Source organism: Agarivorans albus (assembly GCF_019670105.1).
In the GTDB taxonomy this organism is placed as follows: domain Bacteria; phylum Pseudomonadota; class Gammaproteobacteria; order Enterobacterales; family Celerinatantimonadaceae; genus Agarivorans; species Agarivorans albus.
In genome coordinates, this window is the sequence record NZ_AP023032.1 from 603572 (window position 1) to 627084 (window position 23513).

The window sequence follows — 23513 nt, forward strand, 5'->3', positions numbered from 1 at the left end:
TGATAAGTATACAAAGGTTAGCCTGATGATCTTTAGAAAAGCATAAAGCCGAAATTACGGTAAAGACAAAATAACTAACTGTTTTGGTACTGCCGGAGATCAGATTTCTGTTTAATCTTTAATTGGATAAGCGAGCATTTAATAAAGTGGATCCCACTGATGATTATCCCTAGAAGACTAAATAGAAAAATGTAAACATTTCCTTGATTTTGGCCATGAGCAGTGATTTCTTCGTTAAATGTTGGAAACCATTTAGAGTAAACGATATTCACGCCTTTACCTTGGGAGTATGACTTGGCACTGTTTTTTAGGATTTTGCTTTCCCCTTTAATTTCATCACCGCTAGTTGTTTCAAAAATATAACTTATCCTGATATCGACACCGTGCTTATGGCTATCTAAGCGACCTATCTTTCCGACTGCACTTTCAAAGTTAGATTCTATTGCTAAATAGCTTATTGCTTCGTCTTTAGACATAAGCATAACGATACCTATGATGATACAAAATAGAGCTGATAACATTTTTCCTGTCGTCAATGAGTCGTGTTGTGCTTGTTGAGCTTGGTCCAAAATATAACGTCCATGAATTAAGATGTTTGTAATATATCATTGCTAACTAAATGATGATTTATTGTTATTACCAATTCGTGATAAAAGACTCAGTTGTCTGAAATGTGAGCAGTCAGCATTTCTGTTAGATGAAATGTTTGTAATGCCTATCTGGATGAATTAGCCTGAGATTGAACGTTTGCAATACTTCTCACATCGCCTGTTGGCCTATGGAGGGCAAATATGGAAAATAACGCTCCAAGTAAACTGTTCATTCTCGACACTAACGTGCTGCTGCACGAACCCCTCGCAATATACTCTTTCCAAGAACATGACGTCGTTATTCCAATGACTGTCCTAGAAGAATTAGACCGAATTAAAGATAGGCAAAAAGACGTTAGCAGAGATGCGCGAGTGGCTATTCGTTCATTAGAAGACGTATTTGCATCAGCCTCACCAGAGCAAATTGTAAATGGTGTAGAGCTGAAGAATGATGCTGACAACCAAGTGAGTGGTAAGTTATCGATTTTTGCAGATCATACACTTGAAAAGAACCAGCAAAACTTTACTGCCGATGAGCCCGATAATCGTATCATCAACGCAGCTATTTATTTGCAAGACAAACACGCTCCTCGTCAGGTGGTGTTGGTAACTAAAGACATTAATATGCGCCTGAAAGCAAAAGGTGCAGGCTTAGAGCGTGTAGAAGACTATCGAACCGACCAGCTAATCGATGATATTCGTTTGCTAGCAAAAGGCTTCACTGAGTTAGAAGGTAGCTTTTGGGGGCGAGTTAAAGATTGTGAAAGTAGTTCAGAAGGGCGAGATACCCACCATGTGATTGATGCCGAAATTCTTGGCCCTTGTTACGTAAACCAATACATCATCGATGACACCGAAAGCTTTGCGGCGCGAGTGGTAAAAAAAGACGAGCAAAATGTCGAATTGCTCGACTTGGGTTATGAGCGCTTGATGGCCAAACATGCTTGGGGAGTTCATCCCAAAAACATCTACCAAGGTATGGCGTTTGATGCCTTGCTCGATCCTAATGTTGACTTGGTGATTCTCACTGGCCCAGCCGGTTGTGGTAAAACCTTATTAGCGATGGCTGCTGCGCTTGAAATGGTGGTGGAAAAAGGTATCTACGACAAAATTATAGTTACCCGAAATACCCCTGAAATTGCTGAATCTATTGGGTTTTTACCGGGTACTGAAGAGGAAAAAATGGCTCCGTGGTTAGCCGCAATTACCGATACTCTAGAAGTGTTGCATAAACACGATGAATCTATGTCTGGCTCTATGAATTACATTATGGAGAAGGCTAACATTCAGTTTAAATCGGTAAACTTTATGCGTGGACGCAGTATTCAGAACGCATTTGTGTTTTTAGATGAATGTCAAAATTTAACAGCTTCCCAGCTTAAAACTATTATTACCCGCTGCGGCGAAGGAACCAAATTGGTATGCTGTGGTAACTTAGCGCAAATCGACAGCAACTATTTGTCGGCCGTTACCTCGGGATTAACCTACATTGTAGAGCGTTTTAAAGATTTTGATGGTAGTGCAAATGTGTATTTGAATGGGGTGGTAAGGAGCCGTTTAGCCTCGTTTGCAGAAGAAAAACTATAGAAGGTAGAACATGATTGGAGAAGCAAACAAGCGTGCATTTCACCGTATGCTAATTAACGCAGAGTTGCGAATTGTGGTTGGTCAACAGCATTATGCTGGTTTATGTAAAGACCTAAGTGCAACTGGGATGGGCATTAGTGTTAAAGACGTAAAGCTCGCTATTGGCGACGAAGTTGAAGTGGCTTTGAGTGGTGAAGGTGTTGCGCCTTTCAGCGCCAAAGGTAAAGTAGTTCGTTGCGCCGGAGATGGTGATATTGACTACGCAGTAGAGTTTACTTCTCTCTCTTAAATTCTGGTGGAACCCAGTCCATTTGTTGATAGGTATACAAACCTGAATGAATGTACTGGGCACTTTCTTTTGCCACCTTTCCTAGCTCGAATAAGGCCGGCCCGGTTGGTTCTAGTAATACATACTGCTTCCCTTCTATTCTCACAGTTTCATCACCAGCTTGCGGTGCCATGTTTAATGCAAGTAGAGCATGATTAGGCACATAGATAATGGCAACATCTAAGCGTGGATAGAGGGTCTTCAATGCGCTGGCTAGCAAGGTTGTTTTGCTGTCACAGTCGCCCACATTATTTCTAATTACCTGAATAGGTGTGAGAAAGCCTGCTCCGCGTAAACGATCCTTTGAGCGCAGTTCGTTATAAGGAATGGATTGAACAAAACTTAGTAGGTAATTGCTTACTTCCCGTTGCTTGGCTTGGTCTTCGAGTTGATTCAAACTGTTATTAAGCCAGCTAAACAAATACTCTGCACTTTCCTGGGCAAGCCTATTATGGTCGGGCATTATTCCCATCGCGCCATCGGCAGTTTGTTTTTCTACAAAATAGTGCTTAGTTAAGTAATCTTGATAATGCTGCTGCACTTCTTTACCGAGTTTTTGTGATAGCTCTTGAATAAACTCTTGGTCATTTCCTTGCAGTTGATAACTCAGCTGACCGTGTTGAGTATTAAAGCTCACTTTAGCTTGTTTGGGGTCTATTTTACGTAGACTAGGCTTGAGCTTGCTTAACACATATTGCTGAGCTTGCTCGGGACGATATTGGGTAAATTTGGTGAGTTTATGTGGATAATTTAATAGGCTAAAACTAAGCGTTTGAGTATTGTTGCGGTAGTCCTTCCAAAGGTAGTTGTAGTGTCCGGCATTCCTTTCAAAACGAAGCTGTTCTGCTTGAGCGGACAACGAAAGGCAACCGGAGATCATGATAAAGCACAGTAATAATCTTTTCATGACGACTCCGGTTGTTTACATGCTAGCCCAATTTAGACTGCTTTTGTTTTGCCACTTGCTCGGCGCGATGAATATGATTAAGCACGTGAACAAAAGCTTTGGCCGATGCTTCAACAATGTCAGTAGCTAAACCCATACCATGGTATTTTCGCCCTTGGTAATTGGCTACGATATCTGCTTTACCTAAGGCGTCTTTAATATCGGTTTTCTCGGCGGTTGCTGTTCCGCCGCCAGCAGCCTCGATGGTGTAATCATCTATCTTAATGTCGTAACCAGTGATTTTACGTAAACAGCGGTAAGCCGCATCGATAGGACCATTACCTGTAGACGCTTCTAGTATGGTTTCTTCACCAGCTATCAGCTTAACTGTGGCTGTGGAAACAACGTCCGAGCCACTTTGCGCGCTTAAATACTCTAAACGGTAGTGTTCTGATTCATCTTGTAGATTATTGAAGAAGACTAAGGCTTCAAGGTCGTAGTCGAATACTTGTCCTTTACGATCAGCCAGTTCAAGAAAGCTGTCGTACAACTCATCTAGCTTGTAGTCTTCTTCGCTGTAACCTAGTTCTTGCATGCGATGTTTAATTACGTGGCGACCAGAGCGAGAGGTAAGGTTTAAGCTATTTTTATTTAAGCCTATGCTCTCTGGCGTCATAATCTCGTAGGTATTTTCGTTCTTCAGCATGCCATCTTGGTGAATACCTGAAGAATGAGAAAAGGCGTTACTGCCCACAATGGCTTTGTTGGCTTGCACCGGCATATTGCACAAATGGCTTACCAATTGGCTGGCGCGGTAAATTTCTTGAGATTTAATGTTAGTAGTTAGACCGCCTAACTGATCTTTACGGGTATTGATGATCATGGCTACTTCTTCTAGCGAACAATTACCCGCACGCTCGCCAATACCGTTTAAGGTACATTCAATTTGGCGTGCGCCCTGTTGTACCGCTGAAATAGAGTTTGCTACCGATAAACCTAGGTCATCGTGACAGTGAACTGATATTACCGCTTGGTCGATATTAGGCACTCGGTTAAATAAGGTTGAAATAATACCGCCAAATTCGCTAGGTACGGTATAACCTACGGTATCAGGAATGTTTACCGTAGTTGCACCAGCTTTAATGGCCGCTTCTACCATGCGGCATAGGTTATCGATAGGAGTTCGTCCTGCGTCTTCACAAGAAAACTCAACATCATTGGTATAGTTACGCGCGTGTTTTACTGCGTTTACCGCCATCTCAAGCACATCATCAAAACTGCGTTTTAGTTTGCTTTCAACGTGTACAGTTGAGGTTGAGATAAAGGTATGAATTCGAAAAGCATCTGCCACTTTCAAGGCTTCGGCAGCTACATCAATATCTTTGGGTAAGGCGCGCGATAGTGCACAAACCGTTGAATCTTTGATTTCACGCGCAATGGTTTGCACTGAGTCAAAATCACCAGGTGACGAAATAGGAAAACCTACTTCCATAATGTCTACACCTAAGCGCTCTAAGGCAAAGGCAATTTGCAGCTTTTCTTTTACTGTTAAGCTGGCAGCCAGCGCTTGCTCACCGTCTCGTAGGGTGGTATCAAAAATTTTGACTAGGTCAGACATTCATTAATCCTTGTCTATTGTTATTTGTGTTTGCTTCACTGCACAAGTTTACGATTAGGCTTATTATTGTTTTAGGCCTTTCTATGCACAAGTTTTCGGCTAGTTTAACAAGCTCTCGGCAAACTGGCTAACAGCAAATGTAGTGGCATGAATTTAGCTTGAATCAGGAGAGATAAATTGACTAAAACTGCAATTGTAATTGGTGCTACAGGCCTAGTTGGAAGTGCCTTACTAGAGCAACTATTAGCGGATGAAAGTTGGGATAAAGTCCGGGTATTTGGCCGCAAAAGCACGGGTGTGAATGCGGATAAACTGGAAGAGCATGTTGTAGATTTTGCCATGATAGACAGTTGGCAGCAGCTGATTCAAGGTCACAGCCTATTTATTTGCATTGGCACTACGCTTAGCCAAGCCGGCAGCAGAGCTGCAATGCGAGCCATTGATTTAGAACTTCCTTTAGCTTTTGCCACAGCGGCAAAGCGCAATCATGTTGAAGACTGTTTGCTTATCTCGTCTTTGTTCGCAAACGCCAAGTCTCCTTCTCATTACTTGCGCATAAAAGGAGAGTTAGAGAATCAGTTAGCTTGCCTTGGTTTTAAACACTTAATGCTGTTTCGCCCTGGGCCATTGCTCGGCGAGCGCACACAGGCGCGTTTTTCCGAGCAAGTAGTGGCAGCACTGCAACCGGTATTCTCCGCTAATTTGTCACCTTTGCGGCGCTGGCGTGGTATCGAAGCAGTTCAATTAGCCACAACCATGCTTAGCTACGCGCACAAGCCGCCATCTGAAGTGAGGGTAGTTATTCAAGGAGAGGCGCTTTTTACTCCACGCTGAGTCAATAAACCTCACACTCTAACTCTATTATTGGGCTCCGTTCTATTTTCTTCTACAGCAAAAGCACCTAGCTCTACTTGTGTAATTTGTCACCAAGTGGGTCTTTGTCATGGATTTGTAAAATTAGTTTCATTTCTCGGTAAAGCATTTTATCCAGTCTGTGGAAAAGCACGAGAAGGAGCTTGGTATGTTACAACGATTGAGCCAGTGGGATTATGCAATCTCAGCAACCTGTTTGGGGCACCGTTTTAATGCGCAGGTGGCCCGCCTAGCCAGAGTAGTATCGCATTCTGGTGATGGTTATTACTATGCCTTGTTTGGTGGCATTATTGCCTTCACTTCATATGCCGGCGCCTTTTGGAGCCTCGCCTTACCTGCATTTGTTATTGAACTAATGTGCTATCTGCTGCTTAAGCAAATTTTCCGACGAGACCGACCACAAGCTTTACCTGTGTTTATTCGCCCTTCCGATCGATTTAGCTTTCCCTCCGGCCATAGTGCTGGGGCCTTTGTTATGGCTGGCAGCGTGGCTCAGATATTTCCGTCTTGGGCGGGTGTGGCTTTTACCTGGGCGAGTTTGGTTGCCTGCTCTCGAGTATTGCTTGGGGTGCACTTTATTAGCGACGTTATCGCGGGTGCCAGTTTAGGTTTGTTAATTGTTTACGGTATTAATTAGGTAAGCCAAATAATGCGAATTCTTTATGGTGTACAAGGAACAGGAAACGGCCACATTACGCGAGCTCGTTTGCTATGTAGCGCTTTAAAAAAGCAAGGCATCGAGGTAGATGTATTGATGTCTGGGCGGGTTGGCAAAGCGCCTAAAGTGGCAGAATTTGGTGAATACAAAAGCCTTAAGGGAATTAGTTTTCATCATCAGGGCGGCAAAGTAGATAAATGGGCTACCTTCAAGGATCTTTCTTTAAAACAATTTCGCAAAGACCTTGCCGAACTCGATTTGTCTGGTTATGACTTACTGATTAATGACTTTGAACCGGTGAGTGCTTGGGCGGCCAAAAAGCAAGGTTTAACCAGTATATCTATCTCTCACCAAGCAGCGTTTTTACATGATATTCCCACTAAAGAGATGGGCTTATGGAATCGATTATTAGTCCGTAATTTTGCGCCATGTGAATATAACCTCGGTGTTCACTGGTGCGACTTTAAGCAAACTATTGCGCCGCCCTTAGTGGAAAAGCTGGATGAACTAACAAACAATGGCAAAATTCTGGTGTATTTGCCATTTGAGTCTCTAGAGCAAATCCGCCCCTTGTTAACTCGTTTCACGGGCCATCAATTTGTCTGTTTTCACCCGGAAATTAAGCAAGTTGGAAAAGAAGAGAACTTAGAGTTACAACCCATTCATCGGGAAAACTTTCTTGAGCATTTGCGCAGCTGTGCCGGGGTGTTTTGTAACGCTGGTTTTGAACTACCCTCAGAAGCCATGGCGGCAGGTAAAAAATTGTTGGTTAAGCCATTATTTGGCCAGTTTGAACAAGTTACCAATGCCTATACTTTGCAAAGCTTGGGCCTGGCACATATAGCCGAAAGCCTAGAACCTTACATACTAGATTCATGGCTTCAGCTAGATCAAAGTGAGCCGGTATATTATCCCGATGTGGCCAACATTCTGGCAGAGCACATTAGAAACAATACCTGGCAAGATTTAGATGCTATGGCGCGTGAAATGTGGCAGCAAGTAAGTTATCCGGCGGCGAGTCAATTATTGATGGCCAATATCATGAGCGACAGCACGGTATCTGCAGAATCCTTGACTAAAATAAAAGTGTCTGGGTAAACGATTTGGAGGGAACATGCGTTTTACTAATGAAGACGGTGAGGTCATGGAGTTAGCTAACAATATGACCATCCAAGAGCTATACGACATGGGGGTGAGTATTTCCCTGAGTGAAGATTCTGATCCTGAACAGCAAATTTGGCTAACAGAAGAGCATGATACTATTAAGTAGTTAAGTGCTTTAAGGTAGTGCTGAATCACCGGGTGTTAACTTGCTTATCATCCGGTTTTTTGTGCCTTGCTTAGAAGATAACTCTTAGGTGGCTACAAGAAGCTTGAGCTGTTTTATATGATTAGCTGCTTAAAAGAATAGAAAGAGCAGACAAAAGCGTAGACGCTGGGGGTAAAGAAACGTTAAAGTGCTAGCCTTGGAAGACAGGATATTAAGTCCCATTTCCCGCAACACAATAGAGTTATCCCCACAATTACAATAAATAAAGCCTGGAGGCTTGAACATGGAGAAGTTATCCGGCGCCGAAATGGTCGTCCGCTGTTTGCAAGATCAGGGTGTTAAACACATTTTTGGCTACCCTGGTGGCTCAGTATTAGATGTATATGATGCGCTGTTTGATAGTAGCGATATTGAACATGTATTGGTAAGGCACGAGCAAGCTGCTGTGCACATGGCCGATGGCTATGCACGAGCAACTGGTGAAGTAGGTACGGTATTGGTTACCTCTGGACCTGGCGCTACAAATACCATTACCGGTATTGCTACTGCTTATATGGATTCGGTTCCAATGGTGGTGTTATCTGGTCAGGTACCAACAGGCTTGATTGGCCAAGATGCCTTCCAAGAAACCGACATGATCGGCGTTTCGCGCCCCGTAGTAAAACATAGCTTTTTAGTTAAAAAGGCCGAGGAAATCCCAGCGGCTATCAAAAAGGCTTATTACATCGCATCTACTGGTCGTCCTGGTCCGGTGGTTATCGACTTGCCTAAAGATGTTCAAAACCCTCTACTTAAGTTCCCTTATGAATATCCTAAATCAGTTAGCATGCGTTCTTACAACCCAACGCTAACGGGTCACAAAGGGCAGATTAAGAAAGCGGTTAAAGCCTTAGCCGAAGCCGAAAAACCGGTGTTATACATTGGTGGTGGCGCAATTATGGCTGAAGCTGGCGAGCAAATTAGCAAGCTAGTTGAAATATTCAACATGCCGGTTACCTCAACCTTAATGGGTTTAGGTGCCTTCCCTTCTACAGACTCACGTTTTGTGGGCATGTTGGGTATGCATGGTACTTACGAAGCCAACATGTCGATGCATAATGCAGATGTTATTTTTGCCGTAGGTGCACGCTTTGATGACCGTGTAACCAACAACGTGAAGAAGTTCTGTCCTAATGCCACTATTTTGCATATTGATATAGACCCAACGTCTATTTCGAAAACGATCCGTGCAGACATTCCCATTGTTGGCTCGGTTGATTCGGTTATCGATCAAATGCTGGAATGCATTAAAGAAACTGACGCTAAAAACGATGCTGACAGTCTTAAAGATTGGTGGGCACAAGTTGAAGAATGGCGCAGCCGTAAGTGCTTAAACTACGCCAAAAGCGATACGTTAATTAAGCCGCAACAAGTGATCGAATCAATGTATCGCGCTACTAAGGGCGATGCATACGTAACCTCTGATGTGGGTCAGCACCAAATGTTTGCTGCCTTGTATTATCCCTTTGATAAGCCACGTCGTTGGATTAACTCTGGTGGTTTAGGCACCATGGGCTTTGGTTTCCCGGCTGCTATGGGGGTTAAGTTTGCCTTTCCTGATGCAACTGTTGCTTGTGTAACCGGTGATGGCTCGATTCAAATGAATATTCAAGAGCTTTCCACTTGTTTGCAATACAACGTACCGGTAGTAATTGTTTCACTAAACAATCGTTCGCTGGGCATGGTTAAGCAGTGGCAAAAAATGTTCTACGATGGCCGTCAATCTCACTCTTACATGGACTCGGTACCTGATTTTGTGAAACTAGCAGAGGCCTATGGCCATATTGGTATGCAAGTTAATCATCCTGATGAGTTAGATGAAGCCATGGAGAAAGCCTTCTCGATGAAAGATCGCGTGGTATTTATGGATATCATGGTTGATCCTGAAGAGCATGTTTACCCAATGCAGATTAAAACCGAGTCAATGAAAGATATGTGGTTAAGCAAAACGGAGAGAACATAATGCGCCGAATTATTTCAGTATTATTAGAAAACGAAGCCGGCGCTTTGTCTCGCGTAACCGGATTGTTTTCACAGCGTGGTTTCAACATTGATTCACTAACTGTATCAACCACGGAAGACCCAACCTTGTCACGTATGACTATTTGTACCTTTGGTGATGAAAACACCATCGAGCAAATTACTAAGCAGCTGAACAAGCTAGTCGACGTGCTAAAAGTATCTGAACTCACCGAAGCTGAGCATGTAGAACGTGAGATCATGTTGGTTAAAGTGCGTGCAGCGGGTTCAACCCGTGAAGAAGTGATGCGAACTTGTGACATTTTCCGCGGTCAAATCGTCGACGTTACACCAAGCATGTATGTGATGCAGTTAAGTGGTGACAGCGCGAAGTTAGATGCCTGCTTAAAGACACTATCTCAATCAACTGAAATTTTAGAAGTTGTACGTAGTGGTGTATGTGGCATGAGCCGTGGCGAGAGAATGCTACGACCCTAATATCTGGTCACTTTTGAGCTAAAGACCAGCCTCGGCTGGTCTTTTTGTTTGTGATTACCAAGCTATTTGCAATTTACTGATATACTCAAGCAATGGTCATACCAAAGGATGGTGCGACTAAGAGCTTGAAGGTGAGGAACACCCTTAATGAAATTTTCCAGTCGGATCATAGTATTTACCATTAGCTGCGTAGTGGTGGCAGTGCTATTGGTATTGCTTGGGGGTGCGCTTACCTTCCGTCAGTTAGCATTTAATCAGCAACAACATCAGTTGCGCTCAGTCGTTGAAGTGATCGATGGTCAGTTGAGTGTTCAACCGGAAACACCAGAATTTGCCCAATGGTTACCAAATTGGCTGCGTGCGCATAATATTCAAGTGCTTGAGGTAGCTAATCGCGGCGGGGTTATTTATACCTTTCGTGAGCTTAATTACACTGGCAACAGCAATAACTTAATTCCTTACCGTTATCCCTTGGCGGCTCATCCTGATTTTTTTATTCAAATTTGGGTCGAACAACCCTTTAAACAGCTCACCTATGAACCGGAAGCGATGTTAGGTATTGGTGGTGGTGTACTGATTGTTGCCTTAGGGTTAATCGCTGTATTTCGCTGGCTAAAAAGCATTATGTACGGTGCTGAACTACTGCAAACACGCGGCAATCAAATTCTTGCTGGTCGCCTGCGGGATGTGCAGCAAGGTAGTGGCAAAGAATGGCCCAATGCTGCAAGCAAGGCGATTGAGCAGTTGATCACCCAACTTATTGAAGCTCGCCAAGAGCGTAGTCGCTTTGATTGTATTATTCGCAATAATGCCTTTGTTGATGAACTTACTCAGCTATCAAATCGCACTCACTTTCTAAATCAGCTAGAAGCGGAGATTGGCGATGCCGATGCGCACACCGGCGCGGTGTTGTTAGTGTATCTGCGTGGCATGGACGATGTTAACTACCAATATGCACGTAACGAAGGCGATGCAATTTTGCAGCAAAGCTCTGAGGCTTTAAAGCAGTACACCCGTCGTAATATTGATGTGAACCTAGCACGCTACAGCGGTGATGCCTTTGCCTTGTTAATGCCGCTATCTACCTTGGATGAAGCTGAAGATACCGCAGCAGGTATCTTAAAATTACTCGAGCGCATTCCCCTGCCTGAAGTGGCCGAGGCCGATGACTTCTTCTACATCGGTATCGCGGGTTATGAATATGGTGATAACGCGCAGTTGGTTATTGAGCAAGCTGAGGATGCCTTAAGAGTTGCGCAGATGCAGCGACATAATGGTTGGTATGCGATCCCTCGTGAGTTGAGTTCTACCCAAACCGGCAAGGGGTCGGTGCGTTGGCGTACTTTACTGCAGCATGTGCTTAGTAACGAGGCGCTGCACTATTATCAACAAGAAGTTTTTGATGAGGATGGACGCGTTTGTTACAAAGAGCTGCTTGCGCGTATTACCGACTACCAAGGTGAAGTGATTAACGCGGGTGTATTTTTACCTTGGGCTGAAAAAAGTGGTTTGCAGGCTGATTTTGATCAGCATGCCTTAAAATTTGCGATGCAACAGGTTAAATACTCTCGCCAGCCCATTAGTATTAACTTAAACATAGCGACTGTGATTAAGCAGTCGGTAATGCGTGATTTACTACAATGGGTATTTTCTGTTCCATTTAAAGAATGCCAAAAGCTGGTGCTGGAGTTTCCTGAAACCCAGCTATCGCAACTCAACGATACTGAAATGCTACGCTTAAAAGCCTTAAATAAAAAAGGTATTAAGCTGGCTGTTGAGCGCGCAGGTCAGCGTGTTGTTAGCACTCAATACATTAGCGAGCTTAAGTTGGAATACTTAAAACTGCACACTAGTTTGGTTCGAGATATTCAAGTGCGGCAAGTTAATCAGTTAGCCGTGAGCTCATTGGTAGCCAGTTGTGCAGGTCGGGTGCAAGTGATGGCAGTAGGTGTTGAACGTAATGAAGAGTGGCGAGTTTTGCAGCGTTTAGGCGTTCATCATGCTCAAGGCTTTTTGTTTAGTAAACCCGAGCCTATTTAACTCACACTTAGCTTAGATTTATTTGATGAATAAGTGTGGTATTTGTATAGCTAATCTACAGTTACTAGATATACCGCTTTTAATCTTGAGAATTAGCACATATTTGTCGGCCAATGCTTTAAAAAATAAAAGAAAAGTTTAGACTAGATGACTAGTGTTTGACATGGATATCATCAAAGGACAGTGACTCGATGGGCTTAGCGTTTTGGCGAAGAAATACCGCAAAAACTCGTTGTAGTGCTTATTTGCGCCCTGACTTTTTGGTTCTGGCTAATCAAAATGAACAAACCTTTGAGCAAGCTATTGATTCTATTGAACAATGGCCTGCAGCCTTTGCTAGTTTATGCAAGGAAGCTCAGTTATCCAGTGACCATCAAATTGTGTTTGTATTGGGTAGCCAGCACTACCAGCAGTTTCAGGTTGAAAAGCCTAGCGTTCCTGATGAAGAGTTAGCAGGCGCAGTGCCTTGGACCATCAAAGATATGGTCGCCGAACAAATCCCCGATTTAGCTATCGATTACTATCAAGCTCCTACCACTCCCATGGCTAGCGAAAAGCTGAATGTTGTTTGTGTGCGTAAACAGATTATTCAGCAGCTAGTGCAAATAGCTCTGCAGCAAGATATTCAGCTTGAAGGTATTACAATTGAAACGTTGGCTGCAGTTAACTTGTTGGAAAACAACGACCGTTGCCAAATGCTGCTGTGGCAACCAAAAGCCGGAGATTTAGAGCTGATAGTAGTGCGCCAAGGGCAAGTGTGTTTTTCTCGGCAACTGCGGGCATTTTCTGGTTTAGGAAAAATGCAGGAGATTGAATTTACTCAAACTTTCTTCGACAGTTTAAGTTTAGAGCTACAACGTTCTATCGACTACATTAGTGCCACTTTGAAACTGCCCGATGTAAGCCATATTCAATTAGCCATTCCTAGCCGCTTTTGCGATGAAATAGCCCAACAGCTACAGCAGAATCTGACCCCCAACGTCGCCTTGTTGGATATCTCGGCGATAGAGTCTAGTGACCAATACTATAAAATCCCTGCTCTTGCCGGCTTACAAGAAGGGGTGCTGTCGTGAAAACAAGGATTAACCTCTATACCGAAGAGTTCAGACCCAAACCAGAGCGTGGTTCCTTAAGGCAAGCCGTAGGACTATGGTTATTGGTTGGTATAATTGCTTTAGCGTGGGGTTTTTGGCAACAGCAACAAACAGGTTCCGCCGTTGTTAAGGCTGCCGCTCAACGTAAACTAGTTAACTCGCAAGAGCAGCAGCTTGCTCAGCTAAAAGCAGCGATAGAACAACGAGCTGTGGACCCGAAATTGCAACAGCAACTGAGCTTAGCTGAGCAAGAGTTGAAACTAAAACGGCTGCTTGAACAACGCTTGCAAGGTCAAAGTTATGCGAACAACGGCTTTTCTTCTTCTTTATCGGCCTTGGCATCTATTCAAGACCAGCAGATTTGGCTAACCCAAATTAGCATCCAGCGAGGCAAAATGGCTTTGGCTGGTCAATCAACTAGTAGCGATGCGGTGCCCAAATGGCTGAAGCAATTTAAACATTATCCTGATTTGTCACAGCAGCAGTTTGCCGGTTTGAAAATTTATCGCGATGAGCAACAACAATTGCACTTCAGTTTAAGCGGCTCTAACCATGACGAGCGTATGCTAGGAGGTGCCAGTGAGTGAGCAATGGCAACAATGGCAGCTACGTTTTGCCGCCTTAAGCCTTCGAGAACGGGTACTTATTTTCATAACCGGATTGGTTATTGTAGTGCTTCCCAGTTATTACCTGTGGATAGAGCCTGCGAGCTTAAAGCAAGCGCGAGCAGAAAAAGAGCTGGTACAAGCAAATGCAAAGTACAACGAAAACGTAAACCTGATCGAGTTTAGTAACAACAAATTACGTGAAGATCCCAACCAGGATATTAGCCGACAGCTAAAACAGTTAAAAATACAATTGGCGCAAATCGACCAGTCACTAGAGCAGCAGCAAGCTGGCTTGATTCCTGTTGAGCAAATGGCGGAAGTACTCGAGCAGTTATTGCAAAAAAGCCCAGGCTTAGTATTAGTGGCTATGGACTCTTTAGCACCAAAGCCAGTATTAAGCAGTGAAGAAAGCAATCCCGATAGTTTAAATTTTTATCGACATGGGATCCGCTTAAAACTCAGTGGCGGGTATTTTCCATTACTTAAGTATTTACAGATTGTTGAAGAGCTTCCGCAGCGATTTTTGTGGCAACTAATTGATTATCAAGTAGACGAGTATCCCAAGGCAGATATCACTATCGACATATATACCTTAAGTACCAATAAGGACTTTATCAGTGGTTAAATCTCTTTGCTTGATATTGCTGGGGTGTTCGTTAATAGCTAGCAATGGCTACGCTAGCTCTTTGAGCGATCCTACCGCGCCACCAAACAACAGCAAGCATACTAGCACCACCAAGCGAGCAGCGTTACCGAGTTTACAGGCAATTATTGTCGGTGGTGAGCAACCAGGCGCTATTCTTAATCAGCGCTTTGTAGCAGTAAATCAAAATATTTCCGGCTTTACTTTAAGCCGACTTCACCAAGATTATGTGGTGTTAGCCCGAGCGGGTAAGCAATATAAAATCAAATTGGACAAGGTGTCGGTAAAACGCGTCACTGTGCAGGGGCAGTAATACATGTATATCAAACGGATTTTTATAGGTTGTATGGTGGTATTGGTGGGTGCTTGTCAAAGCACTAATCGCCCCGATCCTGTAGAAGCTAAGCAAGCAATTTCCGAGGCCCAAGTGCCAACGGATAACGCCATCAGTGCTCCTGAGCTTCCAGCGGAAGTTGAAGCTGAGCTAATGCCAGAGCTAGCCTTGCAGCCCGGTAACTTATTGCAAGTTGAACACCGCTTCGATGTGAATGCCCGTAATGTAGATGCTAAAGCGTTTTTCCCCGCACTGATTAAAGGCTCGCCGCTGAGTGTGGCTTTACATCCAGGTGTAGAAGGTCAAATTACCTTAAAACTTAAAGAGGTAACGCTTAAAGAAGCGATTGATGTAGTAGCTGATATGTATGGTTACGACATTAAGCGTCGCGGCAAAATTTTGCATGTATATCCGGCCGGCATGCGCATCGAAACCATTCCATTAAACTACTTGATGCTAGAGCGTTATGGTTATACTCGTACGCGTATTAATTCCGGCGGTATAACCGGCAGTGACAGCGACAACAATAACAGTTCGGGTAACAACTACTCGAATAACTCATCAAGTAATAATTCGTCTAACAACTATTCGAATAACAACAATAACAACAGCAGCTCTAATCGCAGTGATAGCTTCAACGGTACCAAGATTGAGTCGGCTACTGAAACGCGTTTTTGGTATGAATTAGAAGAAACCCTACGCGGCATGATAGGCATAAACATGCGCCGTGATCGTGGTAACGATACCTCTTACGCCAACGATGGAAGAATGGTTGTGGTTAGCCCGCAAGCCGGTTTAGTGACGGTTCGCGCTTTTCCTGACGAAATTCGTACCATTAAAACCTTCTTAAGTCACTCAGAGAAAAACCTGCAACGCCAAGTGGTGTTAGAGGCCAAGATTATTGAAGTGACCTTGAGCGACGGTTACCAGCAAGGCATTGATTGGACCAATGCTGGTGACGTATTTGGTTCTACAGAAGTATTGTTTAACAGCGTGTCGCAAATTCCTGGCGATGCCATCAGTAGCGTGCTGGGTGGCGGCGGTGCCTTAACGGTTACCGACGGCAACTTCCAAGCTGTGGTAAAACTGTTGCAAACTCAGGGTGATGTAAACGTACTGTCTAGCCCACGAATCACAGCCTCCAACAACCAAAAAGCGGTGATTAAAGTAGGTACCGATGAGTACTTTGTCACCGACGTATCCAATACCACTATTACCGGTACTAACCCTGTTACTAATCCAAGTGTGGAGCTAACGCCGTTCTTCTCTGGCGTTGCCTTAGATGTTACCCCACAAATTAATGACCAAGGCGAAGTGTTGTTGCATGTTCACCCTTCGGTTACCGATGTAAAAGAGCAACGTAAAGTAATTAGCTTTGGTAGCGATGCGGATAGCCTGGATTTACCACTGGCACAAAGCGATATTCGAGAAACAGATACGGTAATTAAAGCTAGCTCTGGTGATGTGGTGGTTATTGGTGGCCTAATGAGTTCTAAACAGGAAGAAATAGTCTCTAAAGTGCCGTTTATTGGTTCTATTCCTGGTTTAGGTGAGTTGTTTACCAACCGTGCGGTATCAAACCAAAAAACCGAGCTAGTGATTTTGATTCAGCCAACAGTGGTTACCCAAGATACTTGGCAAAACGAACTGCAAAAATCACAAGAGTTGTTAAACACTTGGTATCCAGAAGATAACTAGGCGGACATTGGTGGCGGTATATCTCGAACATTTTGGCCTCTCACAAGCCCCTTTTGGTTTAACACCAAATACCGGTTTGTACCAAGCCTTGTTGCCTCATGACGAAGCTATTCAAGTGTTGCAAACGGCGCTTAAATCGGGTGAAGGTTTTATTAAAGTAAGTGGTGAAGTAGGCACAGGCAAAACCCTGTTATGTCGAAAACTGCTTAATGAAATGAGCGATGATTACCAGTTTGCTTATTTGCCAAATCCTTGCTTATCTGCAGAGCAAATTCATGCGGCGCTAGCCAGTGAGCTAGGTTTGCAAGTTGATGCGGCAGCGTCATCTCATAGTGTATTAGAAAGCATTCATCATCACCTAATTGATTTAGCCAGCAAGCAGCGCCCAGTTGTACTGCTTATTGATGAGGCGCAAGCCCTAAGCGATGAGGCCTTGGAGGTGATTCGCTTATTAGGTAACTTAGAAACAGAGCAGCGCAAGTTGTTGCACGTGGTTTTATTTGGTCAGCCAGAACTTGATGAGCGCTTGGCTAGCCAACAATTACGTCAATTACGCCAACGTATAACCTTTTCTTATCGCCTACGGGCTTTAGAAAAGGATGAAGTGGCCAGCTATATTCAGCATCGCTTGCACTTAAGCGGTTATCGAGGTGGCCCTTTGTTTACTGCTGCTTCCTTAAAGATGCTTACACGAGCTAGCCGCGGGATCCCTCGATTAATCAATATATTGGCCCATAAAGTATTAATGCTTTGTTATGGTCAGGGCGCTCAACAGGTTAGTGTGAAAATGGTTAAACAAGCAGTGGCTGATACAGAAGATGCGGTAAGGCCACAAAGCCAAACAACCTGGTTAGTTCTCGCGGCAAGCGCCTGTGTCGCAGTTGCGGCAGCAGCATGGTGGAGTTTGTCACTATGAGCGTAATTAACCAAATGCTAAAAGATCTGGATAAGCGTCAAAATAGCAATCCGCAAAGCATGTCTCCTTTGGTTGAAGATAGCGGCAAAAGTGCCAGAGCTTATATACTAATGGCTTTAGTATTAATCGCCTTGGCTATCTCGGCTTGGTTAGCACTGCGTTATTTTAAGAATATTGAAGTGGGCAGTGACGTTGAAGTAGTGGCTGAAGCAGCTCAAAAAGCTAATCCATTGGCCGTTTCATCCGAAACTGAACAGTTACAAGCGGTGGCCGAAGCCATTGATGTAGAACTGGCTGAGCCGATTAGCCAGGCTGCTACACCGCAGGCTTTAGTTAGCGTAGATGCTAATTCAGCCGAACAATCTGGCCTTGAATCCGACTCAAATAAACAGGTAGCTGAGCCTACAGCTGCAATAGTTGTAACAGCGCCTAAAGTTGAGCCAACAGTGGCAGTGGAAACAACTTCTCAAGTGCTTGCCGAGCCTGAAACAAAACAAGCGCCAAACAATAAGTCGGTGGAAGCCAAAGCAAAAGAACCGAAAAAGACTGAGCTCGCTATGGCTAAGCAGCCCTCGGCTGAAGCTAAAGACAAGCCGCAAGCCGAACAAGAATCAGCGCTAGAGATTAAACCTTTAAAGCTTACCCGTGAGCAGCAAGTGGCCTTATACACTCGCCGCGGTTTTCAGGCTTTAGATAAAAATCTACCGGACGAAGCCCGCAAAGAGTTCCAAAAAGCCTTGCAGCTTGACCACCAAGCGCATGAAGTACGAGAGCAGCTTGCAGCCCTTATGTTTGGTCGTGGAGAATTGCGCTCTGCCGTTAGCTTGCTTGAAGAAGGTTTACAACTAAGCCCAATGCGTGGCTCGTTTAGAGTGATGCTAGCGCGAATTTTTGTACAACAAGACAATCTAGTGCAGGCTATTTATTATTTAGAAAGTGCTGAACCTAGCATAATCGGCAATGTAGATTATTACGCGATGTTAGCGGGTTTAGCGCAACGTTTAGATAAACAGGAATTGGCTTTAACTAGCTATCAAAAACTCGTTAAGCATGAACCTTCACGCGCCCGCTGGTGGCTGGGGTACGCCATTGCCAACGATAAGCTTGGCAGTTATCAAGAAGCCTTAGCTGCGTATCAGCAAGCTGAACTTATGGGACAGCTTTCCAGTAATTCTCGCGATTTTGTGGTTAATCGCATTCGACAGTTGGAGCAGTAATCGATGGCACAACCCAAATTACGAATGCGCTTAGGTGACTTGTTGGTTAGCGAGCAGGTGATCAGTGAAGCCGATTTAATGAGTGCCTTAGCGCAGCAAAAACAGTCGGGTCGAAAACTAGGTGCAACCTTAATTGAGCTTGGAGTAATTGCCGAGGTGCAATTGCTGGAGTTTTTGGCGCGTCAGTTAGGTATCCCGTTTGTTGATTTAGCGCAGATTTCGGTAGATGCCAACGCAGTGGTGTTGTTGGGCGAAGTGCATGCTCGCCGCTTGCGCGCATTGGTGATTCACAAAGATGGCGACGTGTTAACCGTCGCTATTTCCGATCCCGCCGACCTCTCGGCAATTGACACCTTAGCATCGTTGTTGGCTCCTCATCAGCTTAAATATGTGGTGGCAAGGGAGTCTCAGGTTGTCGAAGCCTTTGACCGTTTTTATCGTAGAACCCGCGAAATTGAAGGTTTTGCTCAAGAGCTAAAAGAAGAATATGCCAGTAGCGATGAGTTTGATATTGGCCTCGCTACCGCAGATGATGAGAGTAACGAAACCACCGTTGTTAAGCTGCTTCAGTCCTTGTTTGAGGATGCGGTGCAGGTGGGCGCTTCAGATATTCACATTGAGCCAGATGAAAAAGTACTGCGAATACGTCAACGGGTAGACGGCGTGTTGCAAGAAAGTGTGCTTAATGAGGTGCAAATTGCCTCGGCCATGGTGTTGCGCTTAAAGTTGATGTCGGGCTTGGATATTTCCGAAAAACGTTTACCACAAGATGGCCGTTTTAATATTAAAGTACGTGGCCATTCCATCGATGTACGTTTATCAACAATGCCTATTCAGGCCGGCGAATCAGTAGTGATGCGTTTGTTAGATCAATCGGCAGGTATATTGTCGCTTGAGCAAACCGGTATGCCAGCTGACATTATGGAGCGTTATCGTCGTCAGCTTCATCGCCCTCACGGCATGATAGTGGTAACTGGCCCAACAGGTAGTGGTAAAACAACCACTTTGTATGGTTCCTTGAGTGAGTTGAACCAGCCTGAGTCGAAAATTATTACCGTGGAAGATCCGGTTGAGTACCGACTGCCACGGATTAACCAAGTACAAGTAAACAGCAAAATTGGCCTCGATTTCTCCAATATTTTGCGTACAACTTTGCGTCAAGACCCTGATATTTTGCTGGTGGGGGAGATGCGTGACCAAGAAACCGTGGAAATTGGCTTGCGAGGCGCATTAACCGGTCACCTGGTATTAACAACACTGCACACCAATGATGCGATAACCAGCGCCTTACGTTTAATCGATATGGGTGCAGCGGGTTACTTGGTGGCAAGTTCTTTAAGAGCGGTTATCGCCCAGCGATTGGTTCGCCGACTATGTGAAAACTGTAAGCAGGAACATACGAGTTCACTAGAAGAAAAAGTTTGGCTAGAGCACATTAGTAATGAAGATTTAAGCCAACAGGTCTTCTACAAGGGGCACGGTTGCCAAAGCTGTAACTACACTGGCTACAAAGGCCGAATTGGTGTGTTTGAGATGCTTGAGCTCAATGACGCAATGATGGAAGGTTTGCGTAGAGATGACCCAGATGAGTTTTCTAAGGCTGCAAAAGCCTCGAAAAATTACCGCCCCTTGTCATTAGCTGCTTTAGATTACGCTAAAAAAGGGGTTACTGCGGTTGAAGAGGTGCTGCGTTTGGTAGAAGAAATTGACGTTTATGGCAGCGTTACTAATGCTCAGGAAGATGCTCAATAATGGCTTTGTTTCGCTATCAAGTTCGCGATAGCACTGGTCGCCTGATTAATGGCGACATTGAAGCTGCCAATCAAAATGCTGCGGCAGAGAGCTTGCTGCGCCGTGGGCTTACCCCAATTAAAATCGCAGAGGGTAAAGGCAAGGGCGAAGGCTTAGGCTCTTTAGATGTTAGTACTTTGTGGGAAGGGCGAATAAAGCTTGATGAGTTAGTGGTATTTACTCGACAAATGTATTCGTTAACTAAGGCTGGCATTCCAATAATGCGCGCCATTAATGGCTTAGCCGAAACCGCTCATAGTAAGCTGTTACGTCGTTCCTTGGCTGGCGTATCTGATGCGTTGAGTAGCGGGCGAACCTTGTCTACCGCCATGGCGGAGTACCCTAAAGTATTCTCTCAATTGTTTGTGAGTATTGTTCATGTTGGCGAAAATACCGGTCAGTTAGAGCAAGCATTTTTGCAGCTGTCTCAGTATCTTGAGCTTGAAATGGATACTCGTAAGCGAATCAAAACGGCGATGCGTTATCCCACTTTTGTGATTTTAGCGATTGTTATCGCCATGGTGATTCTAAACATTTTTGTGATCCCCCAGTTTGCTGAAATCTTTGGCCGTTTTAACGTGGAACTGCCTTTAGCTACAAGGATCTTGATTGGCACCTCCAACTTTTTTGTTAACTATTGGCCCTTGTTACTGGTGCTAACTATCGGCTCGGTATTTTTGGTGCGCTGGTATGTAAGTACTCCCAAAGGCCGTATGTTATGGGACAAAACGCGATTGCGCTTACCAGTTGTTGGCTCGGTGATAGAGCGCTCGTTACTGGCTCGTTTCTCGCGCAGTTTTGCGATGATGGTGGGAGCTGGGGTTCCGCTTAACCAAGCCTTGTCATTAGTGGCTAGCGCTGTTGATAATGCGTTCATGGCTGAGCGAATTGTTGAAATGCGCCGCGGCATTGAACGTGGCGAAAGTTTACTGCGTAACGCGATTGCCAGTGAGTTATTTACACCTTTGGTATTACAGATGATCTCGGTGGGCGAAGAAACCGGGCAAGTCGATGAATTACTTACTGAAGCGGCCGAGTTTTACGAGCGCGAAGTAGACTATGATTTAAAGAGCTTAACAGCGCGTATTGAACCAATACTGATTACAGTGGTCGCAGGTATGGTACTGATTCTTGCACTTGGCATCTTTACCCCAATGTGGGACATGATGCGCGCGGTAAGAGGTGGTTAATTGAATCAGCATGAGTTATTGGACAACAATCGCTCGCGCTTCAGTTGGCTTGTGACCTTCTGCATAGTTTTATTAGTTGTATTATTGCTTTTAATTAGCTTTATTAGGACAATTAATCAAGCAGAGCAGCAAGTCGTAGAAGAATATGCTCAAACTTGGGTGAGACAACTGGCGCAAGTTCATGGTTTGTGGATAGCTAGATTCCGCCCTGAACAGCTGGAGATAAATTTATACCAGCGCGATGCACTTAGCGGTGAGCAAAAGCCGTTAGAAGTAATACGCTTAGCGATGAGTAAAGCGGGGTGGCCTAAGGTTGCCTCAAACCAGCAGTGCCAAGATTTGTGGCGTGACATTGTTGGTGCTGAACTAAGTGGGCAAGGTAATGACGTGACAGCAGCCTATAAAAACCAGCAATGCCATTATGAGTTTTTAGGTGTGGCCATACTGATATATGACCCGCAACAAGGTTTGATGACAAAGGAATGGCTGTAAAGCCGATTTAAGAGGTAGTCTAACAGTGACAACAATTTCTACGGTATCAAGATCTACAATGAGACAAGCTGGCTTCTCGCTGATTGAGTTGGTGATTGTAATTGTTATTCTGGGCATCTTAGCTGCTACCGCTTTGCCGCGATTTTTAGATGTTACAGAAGAAGCCAAGGTAGCGAGCTTAGAGGGCGTAGCCGGCGGTTTTGCTACTGGTGTCTCGTTAGCCCGCGCCCAATGGGAGGCTGAAGGTCGCCCTAGTGAAAATGGCAAAAATGCCGTTATTTATGATACTCAGAAAGTGTATTTAACCACGCCTACTGCAGCGCAAATTAGCAATGGCAGTGTTGCTCCTGGTTATCCTATGACCAGCGACGATGAAGACGTGGACCCTGGTACTTTATCCGGGGATAAGTGCTTGAAAGTGTGGGACGCAATTTTACAAAATCCAGCCCGCGCTACGGCTACCTTCTCTGAGGTAGCTAACCAAGGTGATTATTTCAAGTATTACACCACGGTAACGGGAGCCGCAGAGGAGACGCGATGTATTTTCTATCAAGTAAACTCTTTGGCTAAAAATAGTGACGGTTCCTACGTGGATCCTGGTAACGATGAAGGTTCATATAACAATTTCACGTATCAACCAGCCGCAGGGCGGGTTTTTACTAACATTCCTAACTAACGATTTATAAATCAATAATTTTCTAAGGATATAGAAATGAAGGCAATTAAACAGCAAGGCTTTACGCTAATTGAATTGGTGATTGTGATTATCATCTTAGGTATTTTGGCAGTAACAGCTGCACCTAAGTTTTTGAACTTACAAACTGATGCGCGAGTTTCAACCTTAAGTGGTTTAGAGGCTGCGCTTAAAGGCGGGGCTAACTTAGTTTATAGTAAGTCTGCGATTGCTGGTGTTGAGCGTCAAGCCGATAGCTCAGTTTCAGATGCAGGTAACACCATCGATACTGTTTATGGTTACCCGAAAGCAAGTTCAGACTATCTATTATGGGTAGATGCTAATACAAACGACTGGAATGCAGATCAAGATACCGATGGTGAAATCACTTTCCGCCCAAGCTCTGTAGCCTCAGATGCTAACTGTACTGTTGTTTACACAGAAGCGACTGATGCCAACACTCCTGCTAAAGCAGAGGTTGACTTAACCGACGGTTGTTAATAGTTTGAAG

Annotated in this window: 24 protein-coding genes; 21 read left to right on the forward strand and 3 right to left on the reverse strand. The window is 44.4% G+C overall.

Translation table 11 applies throughout. The features are described from left to right. Positions 1 to 74: 74 nt before the first annotated feature. On the reverse strand, positions 75 to 569 hold the full coding sequence (locus K5620_RS02900; protein ID WP_215426352.1) for a hypothetical protein: 495 nt from the start codon (positions 567 to 569) through the stop codon (positions 75 to 77). A 222-nt stretch (positions 570 to 791) separates the two neighbouring features. Between K5620_RS02900 and K5620_RS02905 the strand changes: the two genes are divergently transcribed. Together K5620_RS02905 and K5620_RS02910 are read left to right on the forward strand one after the other, a co-directional pair. Next, the gene (locus K5620_RS02905; protein WP_040306921.1) at positions 792 to 2177 is read left to right on the forward strand and encodes a PhoH family protein; all 1386 of its coding nucleotides are present in this window, start codon (positions 792 to 794) and stop codon (positions 2175 to 2177) included. Positions 2178 to 2187: 10 nt separating this feature from the next. Beyond that, positions 2188 to 2466 carry a PilZ domain-containing protein gene (locus K5620_RS02910; protein WP_016400701.1) on the forward strand — a complete coding sequence of 93 codons (279 nt, stop codon included), beginning with the start codon at positions 2188 to 2190 and terminating at the stop codon, positions 2464 to 2466. Here K5620_RS02910 and K5620_RS02915 read toward each other — a convergent pair. Both K5620_RS02915 and leuA read right to left on the reverse strand, forming a co-directional pair. After that, on the reverse strand, positions 2450 to 3412 hold the full coding sequence (locus tag K5620_RS02915) for a hypothetical protein (RefSeq protein WP_215426353.1): 963 nt from the start codon (positions 3410 to 3412) through the stop codon (positions 2450 to 2452). The two genes, K5620_RS02910 and K5620_RS02915, sit on opposite strands and share 17 nt — an antisense overlap. 22 nt (positions 3413 to 3434) lie before the next feature. Then, positions 3435 to 5009, reverse strand: coding sequence for a 2-isopropylmalate synthase (gene leuA, locus K5620_RS02920; protein ID WP_016400703.1), 1575 nt, complete (start codon positions 5007 to 5009; stop codon positions 3435 to 3437). A 177-nt stretch (positions 5010 to 5186) separates the two neighbouring features. Between leuA and K5620_RS02925 the strand changes: the two genes are divergently transcribed. The 19 genes from K5620_RS02925 to K5620_RS21790 all read left to right on the forward strand — a co-directional run bounded on the left by K5620_RS02925 (position 5187) and on the right by K5620_RS21790 (position 23503). Then, the gene (locus K5620_RS02925) at positions 5187 to 5843 is read left to right on the forward strand and encodes an NAD(P)H-binding protein (protein WP_016400704.1); all 657 of its coding nucleotides are present in this window, start codon (positions 5187 to 5189) and stop codon (positions 5841 to 5843) included. Between the two features lie 187 nt (positions 5844 to 6030). After that, positions 6031 to 6519, forward strand: a complete 489-nt coding sequence (locus tag K5620_RS21785) for a phosphatase PAP2 family protein (protein WP_016400705.1) — start codon at positions 6031 to 6033, stop codon at positions 6517 to 6519. A gap of 12 nt (positions 6520 to 6531) precedes the next feature. Next, on the forward strand, positions 6532 to 7638 hold the full coding sequence (locus K5620_RS02935; RefSeq protein WP_016400706.1) for an MJ1255/VC2487 family glycosyltransferase: 1107 nt from the start codon (positions 6532 to 6534) through the stop codon (positions 7636 to 7638). Between the two features lie 16 nt (positions 7639 to 7654). After that, a complete protein-coding gene (locus K5620_RS02940; RefSeq protein WP_194164074.1) occupies positions 7655 to 7810 on the forward strand; it encodes a hypothetical protein in 156 nt (51 codons plus the stop codon). A gap of 283 nt (positions 7811 to 8093) precedes the next feature. Next, entirely contained in the window at positions 8094 to 9812 is a 1719-nt protein-coding gene (locus K5620_RS02945; RefSeq protein WP_016400708.1) for an acetolactate synthase 3 large subunit, read from the forward strand. Continuing rightward, positions 9812 to 10306, forward strand: a complete 495-nt coding sequence (gene ilvN / locus K5620_RS02950) for an acetolactate synthase small subunit (RefSeq protein ID WP_016400709.1) — start codon at positions 9812 to 9814, stop codon at positions 10304 to 10306. Before K5620_RS02945 ends, ilvN begins: the two co-directional genes overlap by 1 nt. 147 nt (positions 10307 to 10453) lie before the next feature. Further along, positions 10454 to 12346, forward strand: a complete 1893-nt coding sequence (locus K5620_RS02955) for an EAL domain-containing protein (protein WP_040306923.1) — start codon at positions 10454 to 10456, stop codon at positions 12344 to 12346. 191 nt (positions 12347 to 12537) lie between these two features. Continuing rightward, entirely contained in the window at positions 12538 to 13419 is an 882-nt protein-coding gene (locus K5620_RS02960) for a hypothetical protein (RefSeq protein WP_016400711.1), read from the forward strand. After that, complete coding sequence (locus K5620_RS02965; protein WP_040306924.1) at positions 13416 to 14027, forward strand: PilN domain-containing protein; 612 nt, start codon at positions 13416 to 13418, stop codon at positions 14025 to 14027. The genes K5620_RS02960 and K5620_RS02965 overlap by 4 nt, the downstream gene beginning before the upstream one ends. Beyond that, positions 14020 to 14673 carry a type II secretion system protein GspM gene (gene gspM / locus K5620_RS02970; RefSeq protein ID WP_016400713.1) on the forward strand — a complete coding sequence of 218 codons (654 nt, stop codon included), beginning with the start codon at positions 14020 to 14022 and terminating at the stop codon, positions 14671 to 14673. Before K5620_RS02965 ends, gspM begins: the two co-directional genes overlap by 8 nt. Next, positions 14666 to 15004: a hypothetical protein gene (locus tag K5620_RS02975; RefSeq protein ID WP_016400714.1), complete on the forward strand. Its 339-nt coding sequence runs from the start codon at positions 14666 to 14668 to the stop codon at positions 15002 to 15004. The genes gspM and K5620_RS02975 overlap by 8 nt, the downstream gene beginning before the upstream one ends. 3 nt (positions 15005 to 15007) lie before the next feature. Beyond that, positions 15008 to 16723 (forward strand): pilus (MSHA type) biogenesis protein MshL, encoded by a 1716-nt coding sequence (gene mshL / locus K5620_RS02980; protein ID WP_040306926.1) that lies wholly within the window; start codon positions 15008 to 15010, stop codon positions 16721 to 16723. Positions 16724 to 16733: 10 nt separating this feature from the next. Then, on the forward strand, positions 16734 to 17639 hold the full coding sequence (locus K5620_RS02985) for an ExeA family protein (protein WP_016400716.1): 906 nt from the start codon (positions 16734 to 16736) through the stop codon (positions 17637 to 17639). After that, positions 17636 to 18856, forward strand: coding sequence for a tetratricopeptide repeat protein (locus K5620_RS02990; RefSeq protein WP_016400717.1), 1221 nt, complete (start codon positions 17636 to 17638; stop codon positions 18854 to 18856). The genes K5620_RS02985 and K5620_RS02990 overlap by 4 nt, the downstream gene beginning before the upstream one ends. Positions 18857 to 18859: 3 nt before the next feature. After that, positions 18860 to 20608 (forward strand): GspE/PulE family protein, encoded by a 1749-nt coding sequence (locus K5620_RS02995; RefSeq protein WP_016400718.1) that lies wholly within the window; start codon positions 18860 to 18862, stop codon positions 20606 to 20608. Beyond that, the gene (locus K5620_RS03000; RefSeq protein WP_016400719.1) at positions 20608 to 21837 is read left to right on the forward strand and encodes a type II secretion system F family protein; all 1230 of its coding nucleotides are present in this window, start codon (positions 20608 to 20610) and stop codon (positions 21835 to 21837) included. The genes K5620_RS02995 and K5620_RS03000 overlap by 1 nt, the downstream gene beginning before the upstream one ends. A gap of 84 nt (positions 21838 to 21921) precedes the next feature. Further along, a complete protein-coding gene (locus K5620_RS03005) occupies positions 21922 to 22329 on the forward strand; it encodes a hypothetical protein (RefSeq protein WP_016400720.1) in 408 nt (135 codons plus the stop codon). A gap of 58 nt (positions 22330 to 22387) precedes the next feature. After that, a complete protein-coding gene (locus K5620_RS03010; protein WP_016400721.1) occupies positions 22388 to 23005 on the forward strand; it encodes a pilus assembly FimT family protein in 618 nt (205 codons plus the stop codon). A gap of 36 nt (positions 23006 to 23041) precedes the next feature. Then, positions 23042 to 23503 (forward strand): prepilin-type N-terminal cleavage/methylation domain-containing protein, encoded by a 462-nt coding sequence (locus K5620_RS21790; protein WP_016400722.1) that lies wholly within the window; start codon positions 23042 to 23044, stop codon positions 23501 to 23503. Positions 23504 to 23513 lie beyond the last annotated feature (10 nt).

Bases quoted from the DNA above. Each gene is read 5' to 3' on its own strand.
- K5620_RS02905 (WP_040306921.1), top strand. From the start codon at position 792: ATGGAAAATAACGCTCCAAGTAAACTGTTCATTCTCGACACTAACGTG.
- K5620_RS02910 (WP_016400701.1), top strand. From the start codon at position 2,188: ATGATTGGAGAAGCAAACAAGCGTGCATTTCACCGTATGCTAATTAAC.
- K5620_RS02915 (WP_215426353.1), bottom strand. From the start codon at position 3,412: ATGAAAAGATTATTACTGTGCTTTATCATGATCTCCGGTTGCCTTTCG.
- leuA (WP_016400703.1), bottom strand. From the start codon at position 5,009: ATGTCTGACCTAGTCAAAATTTTTGATACCACCCTACGAGACGGTGAG.
- K5620_RS21785 (WP_016400705.1), top strand. From the start codon at position 6,031: ATGTTACAACGATTGAGCCAGTGGGATTATGCAATCTCAGCAACCTGT.
- K5620_RS02935 (WP_016400706.1), top strand. From the start codon at position 6,532: ATGCGAATTCTTTATGGTGTACAAGGAACAGGAAACGGCCACATTACG.
- K5620_RS02940 (WP_194164074.1), top strand. From the start codon at position 7,655: ATGCGTTTTACTAATGAAGACGGTGAGGTCATGGAGTTAGCTAACAAT.
- K5620_RS02945 (WP_016400708.1), top strand. From the start codon at position 8,094: ATGGAGAAGTTATCCGGCGCCGAAATGGTCGTCCGCTGTTTGCAAGAT.
- ilvN (WP_016400709.1), top strand. From the start codon at position 9,812: ATGCGCCGAATTATTTCAGTATTATTAGAAAACGAAGCCGGCGCTTTG.
- K5620_RS02955 (WP_040306923.1), top strand. From the start codon at position 10,454: ATGAAATTTTCCAGTCGGATCATAGTATTTACCATTAGCTGCGTAGTG.
- K5620_RS02960 (WP_016400711.1), top strand. From the start codon at position 12,538: ATGGGCTTAGCGTTTTGGCGAAGAAATACCGCAAAAACTCGTTGTAGT.
- mshL (WP_040306926.1), top strand. From the start codon at position 15,008: ATGTATATCAAACGGATTTTTATAGGTTGTATGGTGGTATTGGTGGGT.
- K5620_RS02990 (WP_016400717.1), top strand. From the start codon at position 17,636: ATGAGCGTAATTAACCAAATGCTAAAAGATCTGGATAAGCGTCAAAAT.
- K5620_RS02995 (WP_016400718.1), top strand. From the start codon at position 18,860: ATGGCACAACCCAAATTACGAATGCGCTTAGGTGACTTGTTGGTTAGC.
- K5620_RS03000 (WP_016400719.1), top strand. From the start codon at position 20,608: ATGGCTTTGTTTCGCTATCAAGTTCGCGATAGCACTGGTCGCCTGATT.
- K5620_RS03010 (WP_016400721.1), top strand. From the start codon at position 22,388: ATGAGACAAGCTGGCTTCTCGCTGATTGAGTTGGTGATTGTAATTGTT.
- K5620_RS21790 (WP_016400722.1), top strand. From the start codon at position 23,042: ATGAAGGCAATTAAACAGCAAGGCTTTACGCTAATTGAATTGGTGATT.